The following is a 15,894-nucleotide window of genomic DNA, read 5'->3' on the forward strand; positions in this document are numbered from 1 at the left end:
GCTAATATTAAATTAAAGTTGAAAAGCAGCGCATTGACCTATCTGAAATGGTAAATCCTTCAACGGGCACATCTGTGCAGACGTTCGCAAAGGCATAAGCTACGATCCTGAATGAATAGCTTAACAGCAATTTAAACTTCTGGTTACATCCGGGAAACAGGCGCAAGGTAGCTTTATGGATTAATCTCAAATGATCCATGACTGTATGAAAGGCAATACTACAATTAACCGCAGAAAATTTTTGGAACGCTCTGTGCTGGGCGCAGGAGGTGTAATTTTTTCAACTGTGCTGATTGGCAGTTGCACGGATCACAACATTCCTGATCCAAATGATCCGAATCAGAATGGGAGCTTTGACTACAATGTTGCCAGTTTTGATCCGACAAGCACCCAGATTATCCTTTGGACAAGGGTTTCGCCCGCAAATGCCTCTTCCCAGAAAGTGACCCTTACTTATGACATTGCTACGGATGCCGGCTTTGCCCAGATCATCAAAACGGAAATGCTGGATGCTTCCGTGGAAGATGACTTTACAATCAGCGTAGATATCAGTGGCTTGAAATCCAACACCAAGTATTACTATCGGTTTACTATCACGAATACCCAGGTAGTGTCACCTGTCGGGGAAACTAAGACACTGGCGAAGGCTGGCGAGATGGATGAAGTCAAACTGGCAGTTTGCTCGTGTTCAAACTATCCGGCAGGGCTATTCAATGTTTATGGGGCCATTGCTGCTTCGGAGGCGGATGTTGTTCTTCATTTGGGCGATTACATTTATGAATACGGTGCAGGACAGTACGGCTCCAATCCGGATACCATTGCCCTGGCGCGCCTGCATAAGCCTGCGAATGAAATCCTGTCTCTGGACGATTACCGCACACGTTTCAAACAATACCGGAGCGACCCACAGCTGCAACTGGCGCACCAGAAAAAGCCATTTATTTGCGTTTGGGACGATCACGAAGTAGCGAATGATGCTTTCAAAGACGGCGCCCAGAATCATAACCAGAATGAGGGCAGCTTCCAGGAAAGGAAACAGCGCGCCATCAAAGCCTATCACGAATACATTGGCGTAAGAACACTGGTCGATGAGAAGATTTACAGGAGCTTTTCATTTGGCAACATACTAGACCTGCATATGCTTGACACCCGTATCATTGGCCGGGACAAGCAGCTTTCCTATGCAGATTATTTTACACAAACAGGATTGGACGCGGCCGCTTTTCAGAAAGACTGGCTTAATCCTAACCGCACGATTCTGGGGAAAGAGCAGCTTGACTGGCTGGGAGCGGCCATTGGGTCTGGCAAAGGTGCATGGCAGGTTTTGGGCCAACAGGTTTTGATGGGCAAAATGTACGTGCCGGCTGAGCTGCTGCTGGCAATTGTACAGATCGTTGGTGAAGTCGATGCGACAGGCTCTGCAAGTCCTGCGACATTCAAGATGTTCCAGAAATTATTGGGTGAGCTTACTCAGTTAAAAGCCCGCTTTTTGGCTAATGATCCTACCTTAACACCGCAGGACAAAGCGCGGATACAAACGGTGCTTCCCTACAATCTGGACGCCTGGGATGGGTATCCGATCGAGCGTGAAAAGGTATATGCAATGGCAAAAGGCAAAAAGCTGATAGGGCTCGCAGGTGATTCGCACAATGGCTGGTATTCACATTTGAACGCCAATGATAAATCCCAGGCAGGCCTCGAACTGGCAGCTCCCTCTGTTACTTCGCCTGGTTTTGAAGAATATCTTGGTGCCGACCCGGTTTCACTGGGCGGTTTTGAGCAGGCACTGGCCTTACTCGTGGACGACCTGCAATACCTGGATGCTTCGAGAAGAGGATATGTGATGGCCAAATTCAGCACAAGTAAAATTGTAAGTGAATGGCGCTATGTGGCCAGCATCACTTCGTTGACGATCGCCACCACTGTCGGCCATTCTGAAACCATAACGGCATAGCGCATTTTATTTAGTTGAAAACCTACATCACCTACTAATCCTGTTGTTATGATGAATCATTTATCAAAGAAGACTTTTGCCCTTTTCATATGCTCGGTATGGATTTCCGCCCTGGCTACAAGTGGGTTTGCCCAAACCTGGCCACCAGCACAAAGCCTCCCGTTTTCCTTTACTGAAATTGCAGGTTCTGCACTTCCCGCAGGAGTTGCCGTGCATCGTTTTGGAACAACCAGTGCTGCTATTCCAACAAGCAGAACAACCAGCCCGGCGAATGGCGACCTGCCGTATTTAACCGGTCCTAGTTCCGGCGGTTGGCTAAATGCAGGACCCAACGGAGAAAACGGGATTGCTATGCTCGCTTCCGGGTCGAATGCTGCCGGTGCAGTGGTTATCTCAATCAATACAATTGGAAAAACAAACGTTCTGGTTGAATGGACTGCCCGCACAATCCAGCAGCAAGCCAGCAGGGACAATAGTCTTGCGCTGCAATACAGGATTGGCGACACAGGAAATTTTGTCGATCTGGGGACTGGCGGTGATGTTTACGCATCGGCAGGGAATGCAGCTGGCCATGCTGCGTCATTTTCGTTAACGCTTCCCGCTACTTTGGAAAACCAAAACCTGGTGCAACTCAGATGGATTTACTGGGAATCGTCGGTAGGCACCACAGGCAGCCGCGACCGAATTGCATTGGATGATGTTACGATTGATGAAACGGTTTCAGGCCCCGATATCACTGCGCCTGTGATCAGTGGTCTCTCTCCGCAAGACAATGCCACGAATGTTCAGTTAACGGCCAATCTAATACTTACCTTGTCCGAAAATGTGGTAAAAAAGGCCGGTGCATTTACCATTACCAATACGACAGATAATACTACGGAGATAGTAGACATTCAATCGGCCAATGTTGCTGTAAATGGTCCCGCCGTTACAATTTCGGGGGTTACGTTACTCAATACCAAATCATACTCGGTGACATTGTCTGCAGGTGCGTTCAGTGATGCTGCTGGCAATGATTTCTCAGGTATCACAGATGCAGCCGCATGGAATTTTACGACCATCGCGCCTCCTGGCTCGGCAACGAAGATCAGTGCGATTCAGGGAAGTGGGCAGCTGGCGGCACTCACCGGCGAATACACGATTGAGGGTGTAGTCACGCGAACATTCATTGGAGTAACAGGTCTGAATGGTTTTTATGTCCAGGAGGAAGACGCCGATGCTGATTCAGATCCAGCCACTTCGGAAGGTATTTTTGTTTTCAATGTCTCATCGGACCCTGTCGGAGTGGTAACGCCAAACCAGGGTGATAAGGTCAATCTAACCGGCACAGTCGTCGATTTTGTAGGAACAACCAGCGGGGTTACCACCCGTTTGACTGAAATTAAAACATTGACCAGCTTTGCCAATCTCGGCCCCAGCACATTGCCGGCTCCGGTTGCCGTCAAGTTGCCCGTCGCAAATGTGGCTGATCTGGAACGGTACGAAGGAATGTTGGCCGAGCTGAGTGCAACAACCGGAAATCTGGCCGTCACCGAATTCTTTGAGTTGGGTCGCTATGGGCAAGTCTTGCTTTCGGTAGAGGGCGAGGGTAACCAGCCGGGAACAGATGCGCGGCTCGACCAATTTACACAGTTCAACGCACCTGACGCTGCCGGATACAGCGCATATCTGGCCCAAATAGCCAGACGGCAGATCTTGCTCGATGATGGCAGCACAAGACAAAACCCGGACCCGATCATATTTGGCCGCGGCGGAAACCCTTTGAGCGCGTCCAATACATTGCGTGGAGGTGATCAGGTTACCAGCATTGTTGGTATCCTCGACGAACGTCTGGAAGGTTACCGTATACAAACGGCTGCCGGCGTAGATTTTCAGCCATCGAATCAGCGTCCCGTCACGCCGCCCGACCTGACCGGCGGCACACTTTCGGGAACGCCAACCCTTAAAGTCGGGAGTGCGAATGTGCTCAACTATTTTGTGGATCTGGACGTGAGCGGCGATACATACCGTGGTGCCAATAATGCCGAGGAATTTGGCCGTCAAAAGGCAAAAATCATTAAAGCACTGATCCGCTCCGGCGCAGATCTGATTGGGTTAATGGAAATCCAGTACAATGGAACTACGCCAACAGCAGCCCTTGAAGACTTGGTAAACGGCCTGAATGCCGACCCGGAAGGAAGCGGCGATTATGCATTTGTGAATCCCTCCAGCGCAGGCGCTCCCATTTCAACAGACCTGATCACGGTCGGGATGATTTATAAAACTACCCAGGTAACACCCACAGGCAATGCAGCTACACTGACGACCAGCGCAGCATTTGACCTGGTAGGCCGCAGGCCTTTGGCCCAAACCTTTACCCAGAACTCGAACAGCGAGGAGTTTACCGTAGTGGTAAACCATTTCAAATCCAAAGGGTCAAGCTCTGGCGCAGAAGGCGATGCTAACGCCGGTGACGGGCAAGGCTTCTCCAATGGCACACGTAGCAGGCAAGCAGCGGATCTGGCTGCGTGGTTAGCACAGAAACCTACCGGCAGCCAAGATCCGGATTACTTGATATTAGGTGATTTGAATGCATATGCCAAGGAAGAACCACTTACGATTCTGGCATCGGCAGGATATCAAAACCTGCTTCCTGCAACATCTTATTCGTATGTATTCGACGGTCAGATTGGCTCGCTGGACCATGCATTGGCAAGCAGCTCATTGGCCAGGCAAGTAACCGGCGCAGCCAAATGGCACATCAACGCTGACGAGCCAAGTGTAATGGATTACAATACAGAGTTCAAATCAGCGGCTCAGGTGAGTGGCTTGTATAGCGCAGACCAGTTTAGGTCCGCCGACCATGATCCGGTCCTGATTGGATTGGGACTGAACAAAGCTTTGCCTGTAACCTACATTTCATTCGAGGGTACTGCATCAAAGCATTCAATCGCATTGACCTGGAAGACGGCCAGTGAAGAAAATAACAAGGGATTTGAGGTGTTGAAGAGCCGGGATGGAAAGCAGTTTGAACAGATCGGGTTTGTGGCAGGCAATGCAACTACAAACCAGAGCAATGTCTACGGTTTCCAGGACACGGATGTAGAGCCGGGGAAAACTTATTACTATCAGCTTAAACAAAATGATTTTAAAGGCACTTTTGAGTTGTCGCGAATTGTTGCTATAAAAGCCGCTTCCGAAACTTTGGTGAATACGATCTATCCAAACCCGAACCAAGGAGCATTTACATTATCAGCTGCTAATGTGGATGTTAGTTCTGTGCGAATGTTTGGTATTTCGGGTCAGCAGGTAAATGTGTCTGTAACAAAAGGGGAGGGTGCCCATGAGTTTTTATTGAATACGAAAACCGCATTGGTGCCCGGATTATACTATGTGGAATTTGTGGCAGCCGGGCTCGGTAAGCAGCATGTTAGATTAGTTGTCAACTAGCCGTAGTTATATTTATCATATCAATAAAAAAGCTGTGCGGTGATCTGATCCGCACAGCTTTTTTTGTTACATCTAAGCAATAACCGTTGTCTGAATTTTACCTACCAAAGCGGTTGTTTAAGCTTTACAAAATAGATTGTGTTGCGATCCACAGCGCCGGTTGAAGGCAGAATTTTAGACATATATGAACCTGTGCCAACAACGCCAAAATCATCATCATTAGCAATGGCAATGGTGGTGGAATTGATAATGGCAATGCCTTCCGCCTTATCGTGCGGGTATAAAGTTGGAATGTCCGTCATCAGATCAGCCACCAGCGTTTTGGTCACTGGTACAATGCTATGGGTTGCCAACGTTGCTGCATCCTTCAATTGTTCGACCGTCAGACCTGCATATAATTTGCCAGCTCCGCCATCATTAGAGTCAGAGATGTCAGTAGCAGCGGAAAGGTCGATTTTATATATTTTTTTAATTACCGAAGCCTTGTTGACGTTGGTCGCATATTCGCCGTCACGTTCCAGCACCAAAAAGCTTGTGTTACTGATGGCAGCAATCTCGCTGTTTGCCTGAAGATTTGCCTTGTCGATCAGATACACATATTGCTTGCTTGTTCCGCTTGCAATATCATATGCCAAAATACGCGTTACAAGTGAGCCGGAAACGGCGGCTGAGGAAGGATTGTACAGTGGGAATTGCATAATGCCCACCAATGTTTTGCCGTCAGGCGTGATAGTAAGGCCTTCCATACCACGATTTGGCCTGCGTTTAGCAAAAACGGATGGGATCTTCCTTCCGCCTTTTCCATTGCCAAATGGGTTGATGCGTTCCAGCGTGTTACCGTTCGCGTCAAAATGCACCAGGTGAGGGCCGTATTCATCACTCACCCAAAATGTCCCATCCTTAGCCATTGCCAAACCTTCTGAATCCAGGCCATCGACACTATTAGGCAGAATGTTCCCCATCACATCCAACGCTGTTTCCCCGCTGAAACCAAACCCGGCAGGATTCGGTAAGCCGGTAAGTGGAGTCCCATTTTCATTTTTCAGCTCAATAGTCTTTTCCAGTACAAGCTGATCACCGATTAGCCTGAACTTACCGATCTGGGGCACGAAGTTAGGAGCTGCAAACACCTTTGAATTAGCTACGTTCCCGTCAATATTCGGGCCCCGGTCCGTCAAGAGATAAAATGCCATATGGTCGTTTGGATCCTGTACAATGGCTGAGCCGAAACCACCATTGTATACTTTGACACCATTAACTTCTGTAAGGGTTTTCGGATTCGACGCCTCTGCTTTTTCCGGGTAATTTTCAGATGGGAGTTCATGGTCTGTACAGCTGCTCAAAAGAGCGGTAGCAGCAGCGAGGGTAAGGCAAGAAAATAGAAAGTTCTTCATTTTGTCAAAGTTTAGTTTTGGTAAAACTACGCTGGTGTATTTTATCAAAACATTAACTTGATTGCCTGAAAATTACCTTTCTGTTACTAATATATTTAACGGGTTCATTTGAAAAAGATCCATCATCCTAAAAATCAATGATGGCATATTACCATGAGATCTACCACCGCAGGCACGGCTCCATTGTTAGGATTTGGCCTTTGGTGGTAGATATTTAATTACGATTACTCCAAAGAAGGTTTCAATGCAGTGTATTTCAAAGCATCAAGGGTGATTCCAGCCGTGGACTTTATGTGCAGTTTGGACATGGGGGTTTCGGGAAAGAAAATATCCGTCATCACCGTCAGTCCGTTGTCTGCGAAAAGCTCTACAGAGGCTACATCTGCTATTAATGTGAGTGGAATGCTGGTTTCCGTTGCGAATCTGGGTGCAATGTGTTTTTCGCCAAAGCCCTTTTCAAAATCGGTTTTGCCTGATTTGGAACGGTCAATGTAATACTGGTTTTTGGCCTTGTCGTAGCCTATAATCAGCTCATTGCCAGCTTCATTTGCAAGAACAATTGAGAAATCTGCTGTGTTTTTGGTGGTTAAATCCAGTCGGAACAAGCCCGTTTTATTTTTCGCCTTTGCGGTCAGGTCGAGTGATCCTTTCACTTTGGCATTGGTTTCGGAAAAGCCGGTTGTGTTTAAAACGTCCAGCTCTTTTACAGGAACCGAAGTAAGGTAAGTCTCCTTTCCAACCGTTTTTAATCCCAATTCTCTGGCGATAGTGTTGGCACTTCTCCAGGGATCGGTCGGAACCTGGTTCGCGTATTGCCAGTTGCTCATCCAGCCCATCAGAATACGCCGGTCGCCGGTGTTAGCGAATGTAACGGCCGCATAATTGTCTGTCCCAAAATCCAGCCATTTGGTTTCTTTGGAGTTGGAAGTGAATGTTTTACCATCAAAATCTCCCAGAAAATACTGACCAGCCGAGCCTTTATTGGGACCACCCGGATTAATGTTTACGATCAAAACCCACATTTGTTTTCCTTCATGCATGATCGGGAACAGATCAGGACATTCCCACACACCGCCATGGCCGCCTTCATTGGCGCCGAAATCACTCTCCCGGGACCAAGATTTAAGGTCCGGTGAAGAATAAAAGGTGATCCTGTCTTTGGTCGCTAATGTCATCACCCATTTTTTCTGAGGTTCAAACCACATTACTTTCGGATCACGGAAATCGGTTATCCCCGGATTCTGAACAACCGGATTTCCTTTGTATTTCGTCCAGGTTTTCCCGTCATCCAGACTGTATGCAATGCTTTGCGTCTCATGTTTACCCGTTTTTTGCTTTTCCTGCACCGGATCATGGTGCGTAAAAATGGCCACCAGTGCATCTTTCCCGAATCCTGCCGTATTATTCTTGTCAACAACCGCGCTTCCTGAGAAAATGTAGCCCAGACTGTCGGGATACAAAGCAATCGGCTGCTCTTTCCACGCAATCATGTCCTTGCTTGTTGCATGTCCCCAGTGCATCGGCCCCCAGATCTTATCGTCGGGATAGTACTGATAAAAAAGATGGTAAATGCCATTGTGATACACCATTCCGTTCGGATCATTCATCCAGTTGGCCTTGGGCGTGAAGTGAAACTGCGGGCGGTATTTTTCTTTAAAATCCTGAGCATTGGCATCTGCGCCTGTAATGGCACAAATGAAAAGCAGCGCAATAATGATTTTTTTCATATAACTGGTTGGTTGTTTTTTTGCTTTCGGCCATCAGCTATCGGCCGTCAATTTCCCAAGTCCGACCGCCGACTGCTGAAAGCCGACCGCCGATAGCCGAGTGCCGATGGCCGACTGCCGATAGCTGACCGCCGCCTCAAAATCCCGGATTTTGTTTGTATAACCCCTTTGTGAAACTGATTTCCCGTTGCGGAATAGGAAGATATTCATCCCTGCCGGCGGTGAATTTGGCGGTTGCCAAAAATGGCCGTCTTACCTTTTCCTTTTCAAGGTAAGCATTCAAAGTTTTCTCCGCAATTCCCCAGCGAACGAGGTCAAAAAAGCGTGGACTTTCGGTGGCAAATTCGAGGCGGCGTTCCCATTGCAGTGCTTTGCGCGCATAATCCTGCGTCCAGCCGGTTGCGGCATATTCCTTAACATTGTATTTCGAAGCAAATGTGCCGTCCTTTTTTTTCAATCTGCCGGTGCTGTTGGCCGCTCTTTTCCTGATCTGATTGATGAGCGGAAGTGCCATGGCCTGTTGTCCCAATTCAATGTAAGCCTCCGCCTGCATTAACAAAACGTCGTCGTAACGCAGCACATCAATGTTTTTGGAAGAACCGATAAACGGGCCTTCCTTATGATAAGAAGCACTGGTTGCCAGTTGTTGCTCCTTCATGGTATGAAACGAACCATAAACGCCCGGATCGCGTATCCAGCTGTTACTGAATGGCTTGGTTGCATCATATTTGTAAACATGGCCGTCAATGCCAATGGTGTGATCCACGCGCGTATCCACGGTTTCAGTCGCAAAATCTACGTTTTTATCATTATATGTATCAAAAAGCGGCAGTCCGTCTGCGCCCGTTTTATAAGCATTCGCGAGGCTCTGACTGGGTTGGTGAAAACCGCAGCAGCCGTATTGCGGCGCGCCATGCGGATAATTCAACCCCGTCACATAGCTCAACCTGCCCACCGCCGTTCCATCATTGATCGAATACTGAATAGCAAAAATAGATTCCGGACCGTTCTCCGTTTCGGCGATGAAATTCTCTGCAAAATCGGGTTGCAAACTGTATTGTCCGGACGCGATAACCTGCTGCGTAAGCGTTACCACTTCCTGCAAACGCGTTTTATTGATGCCCGTCACCTTATGCGTTTCGTCCTGTTCGTAAGCCTGGTATAACCTTAATTTGGCAAGATAGGCGGCGGCAGAAAGCTTATTAGCACGCCCGACCTGGGTTTGTTTTGCAGGCAGATTGTCTATCGCGAACTGAAAATCTTCCCCGATTTTATTCCAAAGCTGATCATTGGTGAACTCAACATTAGAAGTTTTCAAAACATCCTCACTCGTCAGGTTTTCGGTAATGTACGGGATGTTTTTGAAAAGCATTTTGAGCATAAAATGAGAATGCCCACGCAGAAAACGCATTTCTGCAATGCGGGTTTGCTTCAAAGGAAATTCGGCCTCCGTAAGCGCATTCAAGCTCACAAGTGCAGCATTGGCGCGGCTGATTGCTTTGTAAAAATTCTCCCACGTAAACGGGTGCATGGATCCCAGGTCCGGCCTGGTAAGGTTGTAATGTTCATAAAAATCAATTTCCGCTACATCCGAAACGCCGCCGCCTCCTTTGTAGGCATCATCGGAACGCACACTGCCGTAAACCCACATGCTGGTCATCGGCCCGATCATTTCATCATTGCCAATGCCTGCGTAGGCAGCGGTCGCCAGTGCTTCCGCACTCGAAGCCGATTTGGTATTTTCGGAGGATAAAAGCCCTTTTGGCTCGTAATCCAGGTAATCTTTGCAGGATGTGGCGGTTAGCAAACCACCGGCCATCAGGATGCTGTATATGAATTTGGTTTTCATTGAATTGCTGTCAAAAAGGTTAGAATGAAACATTTACACCCACTGTAATGGTCCTGGGGATAGGGATCGCATTGATATCCACACGTTCCGGGTCTGGCCCTGCAAACTGCTTGGATTTGATCAGGAAGAGGTTTTCGGCCATGATATAGACGCGTAATCTTTGCAGTCTGATCTTTTCAATCGCCTTTGAATCAATCGCATAGCCCAGCTGTACGTTTCTCAATTTGAAGTAGGAAGTGTTTACATTGAAATAATCGGAAGCGCGCGTTTCATTATTCGCGTCGGAAAGCGACAGTGCAGGGATTCTCGAGCTGGTGTTTTGAGGTGTCCATGCATCGAATACACCCGGGCCCGCGTTTTCACGGCCCCTTACGAAGTTGTTGTAAAAAGTATAAGCATCAAATCCCGATCTGCCGGCAACGCCTGAGCCGAATATGGAAAGGTCGAAGTTTTTGTAAAATGCTTCCACCTTTAAGTTGTATTCAAAAGCAGGTAATGTTGTTCCAAAAAATACGCGGTCCAGATCGTCTATGCGTCCGTCACCATTGCTGTCCACATAACGGATGCGTCCCGGGCCGGCGCCAACCTGCGTCGGTGCCGCGTCAACTTCGGCCTGGTTCTGGAATAATCCGTCGGTTTTGTAACCAAACAGATCAAACTGCGAGTGTCCGAGAATGGTTTGGATAACATTGCCCGGATAGGCTGCCCGCACTTCTTCCGGTAAAACGGTGATTTTGTCACGGAAACGGCTTACGCCTGCCATCACATTATAGGTAAAATCGCCTTTTGGTTTGGCATAGTAACCCACAGAAAACTCAAAACCATTGTTGGATTTTTGCGCACCATTCACCACTTTCAGCTGACCTTCACCTACCGCCGACGCGATCGGCGGGGTGATTAATATATCGCTCGTTTTGCGGGTGAAATAATCCAGTGAGCCCTGAATGCTTCCATTGAATAACCCGAAATCGACACCGAAGTTGGCTTCATCCGTTGTTTCCCATTTCAGGTTCGGATTGGCCCCCTGGATCGAAATAATGCCGGAAGGAAGATTGCCCGTATTGGAACCATTCAGATCGTAAGCCGTTCCGATGTTGTAAAACTGGTCGAAAAAGCTGTTGTGGCCGTCCGGGAATTGCGATCTTCTGGTTCCATAGCGCGTATCATACAAGCCAAATCTGGCCAGATCACCGATTTCCTGATTCCCTACGCGGCCAACACCCGCACGCAGTTTCAGGCTGCTGATGGATTTTGCATTCTGCATAAATGCCTCTCTGTCAATGCGCCAGCCTACGGAAGCAGCCGGGAAAATGCCATAAGCATTCTGTTTTCCGAACCGGGATGAACCGTCGCGCCGGATGGTAACCGCTGCCAGATACCGGTCCGAAAATCCGTAGTCAACTCTTGCAAATTGAGAAAGTAACCTGCTTCCTGAGCCGGTTCCGGTAATGTTGGCATTTCCGGTTCCCGCATTGAGCACAAAGTAATCCTCGGTCTGTTCCGCAAACCCTTCTTTACGGGCAGTTTCAAATTGCAGGTCATTCTTAATGGCTTCAATTCCGCCCAGTAACTTGAAATGATGTTCGCCCAGATCGAAATTGTAGCGGATCGTATTGGACCAGGTAGCGCTCAAATAGCGGTTCTGATCAATGGTCAGGCTATTATTCGTGCGTCCGAAAGAACCTTCTTCAAAGGATTGCTCAATGTTTTTGAAATAATAACTCGCATTGTCCATGCCCAGGCTCGTGCGCAGGAAAAGATGTTTAACGGGCTCAATCTCGGCAAACACATTTCCAAACAATGTTACCCGGTGGGTATTGTCCCATTTGTTGATTTCCTGCATGTGGAGCGGGTTATTTCTGTCCGAGTAACCCGAGCCGATCCCGCCGCCCCAGGTGCCGTCCTTGGCATAAACCGGAATGGTTGGGGCCTGGGTAATCGCCAGTGAAGTGGTAAGCGCGCCGCCAATGTCGGTGGAAACAAGCCGTTCATTGGAAGAAGCGATTTGCACATTCGCCCCGATTTTCAGTTTGCCCTGGAAAGCACTCGTCAATGCATTGATACGGCCGCTTAATTTGTCATAATTGGTGTATCGCAGCATTCCGGTGTTTTTGAAATAACCAAGATTGATTTGCAGCGATGAAGTTTTGCTTCCCCCCGAGATCGTCAGTTCATTATTGGTTACGATCCCTGTTTTGTATAACTCCTTCTGCCAGTTGGTGTTACCGGCAGGCATATTGGCATTTCCACCAACCAGCGGCTGCACCGTGACACCATTCAGCACCGGATTTTTGAAGTCCTTGTTCCAGTCAAACTGATACAATGCGGCATAGCCATCTTCGGGATTTACGCCATCATTTACAGAAGCCCGCCATAGTGCGCGCCCGCGGTCAACGGAGTTAAGCATGTCGAATCTTGCGTATTTTTCAGACTGCGCCGAAATGCTGGTATTGAAGTCAATGGTAATCTTTCCATCCGCATTAGCCCGGTTTTTGGTTGTCACGATAATAACCCCGTTAGACGCCCTCGAACCGTAAATAGACGAGGCAGACGCGTCTTTTAACACTTGTACGGATTCAATTGAATTGGGATTTAAACCCTGAAAAACCTCTGGACGCTTGGTAGGAACGCCGTCGATAATGTAAAGCGGATCCGTGTTGCCGAGCGTGTTCGCACCGCGGATCAGGATGCGGGAATTGGCACCATTAGGAGAACCTGTTTTTTCAATATAAAGTCCTGGAACACGCCCTTGTAGCGCCTGCATTGGGTTTCCTGAACTGATATTTTTAAGCGGCGCCATATCCACAATGGCGATTGCGCCGGTAAGATCTTCCTTTTTGGAGCTGGTGTAACCTACAACAACCACCTCATTCAGGTTTTTCTGATCATATTCTAATGTTACGTCCACGATAGAACGGTTATCGACCGGTAATTCCTTCGCCACCATTCCTACGTAAGAAAAAACCAATGTTGCGTTGGAAGAAGCTGAAATGGCGTATTTACCGGTTGCGTCACTGACTGCTCCATTGGTCGTCCCTTTTTCGAGGATGCTCACGCCCGGAAGGATCTCTCCGTCCGACGCCTTTATGGTTCCGGTAACCGAAACCTTGTTTTGCGCCCATGCCAGTTGCATACTGCATAGGATGGCAAATGCCATCATTAGTAATCTTTTGTTCATGGAATTATTGGTTAACGGTAAGAAAATGATCGAGTTCCGATTCGGAAATGTCAGGCGTGGCACCATTGTAGGAAGCAACCAGCGCGCCTACGGCACAGGCTTTTGTTAGTGCAGAGGGGATTGGCAAGCCGGAAACATATTCTTTGAGAAACATGGCCAGGAAGGAATCGCCGCTGCCGATCGTGTCCTGCACTTCCACTACATAACCCCTTTGGGAATGAAACCCATCGCCGGAAAGTACAATCGCTCCGTCGGCCCCGAGTGTAACACAAACCAGTTTCAGGTTGAACCGCTCGTACAGGAATTTCATTTGGGTTTCGAGTTCGGGTTGTATGCCAAACCACGTGCAGACTGTATTGAGCTCATGTTCATTCACTTTTACAATGTCTGCCTGTTGCAACAGATATTCCGTGGTAGCTCTGTCCAGATGCGGCGGGCGGATGTTCACATCAAAGACTTTCAGCTTTGCATCTTTTAATAATTCAAAAAGCGTGTCCCGCGATTGCTGACTGCGGACCGAAAGTGTGCCGTATACAAACACATCCGAATCTTTTACCAGTTGCTTGTTTTCGGGAGTTGTCTGGATGTAATCCCAGGCCACCGGCTGCACGATTTTGTAGGTAACCTCTGTTTTATCGGTCAAATTTACTTTTACAATGCCGGTCAAATGGGTAATGCCGGTTTGTATAAAATCTGTATTAAAGTTCTGATGGTGAAGATATTCCATGAGTTCCGCACCCAGGTCATCGTCACCAACCCGGCTGATGAATGCGGGATTCATATCGAAGTTTTTGAGATGGATGGCTACATTCATGGGCGCTCCGCCGGGCTGTTTTCCCGAGGGCAGCATATCCCAGAGCATTTCTCCGAAAACGGTGATTTTAGGTTTCATATATAGATTTAGATATTAGTGTAGAATCATTGTTTTATCGGTGCGTTCCAGCGATGTTCCCTTGGTTTCGGGCATGAGGCGCCATACGAAAATGAGCTGCAAAACCATCATTACCGCGAAGAATGAGAAGGTGATCCCGCCGCCCAGGTATTCGGAAATGATGGGGAAGGAAAAGGCAATAATGGCTGCCATAAACCAGTGTGTGAAGCTGCCCAATGCCTGTCCGCTGGCGCGTACTTCGTTAGGGAAAATCTCTGAAATAAATACCCAGATCACTGCGCCTTGTGAGAACGCGAAAAACGCAATGTAGACGAACAGGAAGACGGGAACGCCGGTGAAATCCTGTATGAAAAATGCCCTGGCAACCAATGCTAGTGTGATAATGACGCCCACCGAGCCGATTGCCATGAGCGTGCGCCTGCCGAAACGATCTATAAAATTGATCGCTAGTAATGTGAATGCAAAGTTGACAAAGCCAATGCCCGCAGACGATAAGAATGCGGCTTTTGCACCCAGTCCCGTCATTTCAAAAATGCGCGGACTGTAATAAATAATGGCATTGATCCCCGAAACCTGATTGAAAACCGCGAACAGGATGGCCAGTGTCACGGGCGTTTTGTATTGGGCAGAAAACAGCCTGGCTTTTGGTTTATCTTTTGATTCGCCGTTCGCATTCTGGATGGCAAACAGTGTTTCTTCGCTGGTGTCGGCGTCGATCATGTCCAGCACTTTTTTAGCCTGCTGCACATCGCCTTTTTTCATGATGAGCCAGCGCGGACTTTCAGGTACATACAGGATAGACAGCAAGAAAATCAACGAGGGCACGGCCTGCACGCCCAGCATCCAGCGCCATGCATTATCGCCCAGATCCTGCATGAAATAATTGGAAAAATAGGCAATGAGAATCCCGAAAACGACATTGAATTGAAATAACCCCACCATTTTACCACGCGATTTGGCAGGAGAAATTTCGGAGATGTACATCGGTGCGGCTACGGAGGAAGCGCCTACGCCCAGCCCGCCGATGAAACGAAAGAAAATGAAAACATACCAGTCGGTGGCGAGCGCGGAGCCGAGGGAGGAAACAAGGTATAAAACGGCGATCCAGAAAAGGGTTGTTTTTCTTCCCAGTCTGTCTGTCGGAATGCCGCCCAACATTGCGCCAAGGACCGTGCCTATTAATGCAATGGAAACGGTGAAGCCATGCTCAACGGCCGACAAGTCCCACAAATGTTGAATGGCTTTTTCCGCCCCCGAGATCACGGCCGTGTCGAAACCGAAAAGAAATCCGCCAAGGGCCACGACGATCGACCAAATTAATACCTTGCTGTTTTTCATTGATAGTTCTGATTTTTTATCAAAACTACCACCACTAACTACCCGGAATAACTAAATAATATCTCAAAAAAGTTAAACTTTGATACAGTGGTATTTCAAAGGTATATAATTGTGATAATCAGTGAATTACATT

The 15,894-nt window shown here is 48.0% G+C and carries 8 protein-coding genes; 2 read left to right on the top strand and 6 right to left on the bottom strand.

Annotated elements, in window-relative coordinates; genetic code table 11:
• Positions 1-205 precede the first annotated feature (205 nt).
• Positions 206-1,954: an alkaline phosphatase D family protein gene (locus tag MUK70_RS04590; protein ID WP_234657623.1), complete on the top strand. Its 1,749-nt coding sequence runs from the start codon at positions 206-208 to the stop codon at positions 1,952-1,954.
• Positions 1,955-2,002: 48 nt separating this feature from the next.
• A complete protein-coding gene (locus MUK70_RS04595) occupies positions 2,003-5,383 on the top strand; it encodes an ExeM/NucH family extracellular endonuclease (RefSeq protein ID WP_234657622.1) in 3,381 nt (1,126 codons plus the stop codon).
• A 101-nt stretch (positions 5,384-5,484) separates the two neighbouring features.
• On the opposite strand, the gene MUK70_RS04600 is transcribed toward MUK70_RS04595, so the two are convergent.
• From MUK70_RS04600 to MUK70_RS04625, 6 genes are all read right to left on the bottom strand, one after another.
• On the bottom strand, positions 5,485-6,777 hold the full coding sequence (locus MUK70_RS04600) for an esterase-like activity of phytase family protein (RefSeq protein WP_234657621.1): 1,293 nt from the start codon (positions 6,775-6,777) through the stop codon (positions 5,485-5,487).
• Between the two features lie 224 nt (positions 6,778-7,001).
• Positions 7,002-8,504, bottom strand: a complete 1,503-nt coding sequence (locus tag MUK70_RS04605; protein WP_234657620.1) for a glycoside hydrolase family 32 protein — start codon at positions 8,502-8,504, stop codon at positions 7,002-7,004.
• Between the two features lie 136 nt (positions 8,505-8,640).
• Positions 8,641-10,353: a RagB/SusD family nutrient uptake outer membrane protein gene (locus MUK70_RS04610; RefSeq protein WP_234657619.1), complete on the bottom strand. Its 1,713-nt coding sequence runs from the start codon at positions 10,351-10,353 to the stop codon at positions 8,641-8,643.
• 19 nt (positions 10,354-10,372) lie between these two features.
• Positions 10,373-13,531 carry a SusC/RagA family TonB-linked outer membrane protein gene (locus MUK70_RS04615; RefSeq protein WP_244784694.1) on the bottom strand — a complete coding sequence of 1,053 codons (3,159 nt, stop codon included), beginning with the start codon at positions 13,529-13,531 and terminating at the stop codon, positions 10,373-10,375.
• Between the two features lie 4 nt (positions 13,532-13,535).
• On the bottom strand, positions 13,536-14,423 hold the full coding sequence (locus MUK70_RS04620) for a carbohydrate kinase family protein (protein WP_234657616.1): 888 nt from the start codon (positions 14,421-14,423) through the stop codon (positions 13,536-13,538).
• 15 nt (positions 14,424-14,438) lie between these two features.
• Positions 14,439-15,761, bottom strand: coding sequence for a sugar porter family MFS transporter (locus MUK70_RS04625; protein WP_234657615.1), 1,323 nt, complete (start codon positions 15,759-15,761; stop codon positions 14,439-14,441).
• Positions 15,762-15,894: the final 133 nt, after the last annotated feature.

The organism is Dyadobacter chenwenxiniae, assembly GCF_022869785.1.
In the GTDB taxonomy this organism is placed as follows: domain Bacteria; phylum Bacteroidota; class Bacteroidia; order Cytophagales; family Spirosomataceae; genus Dyadobacter; species Dyadobacter chenwenxiniae.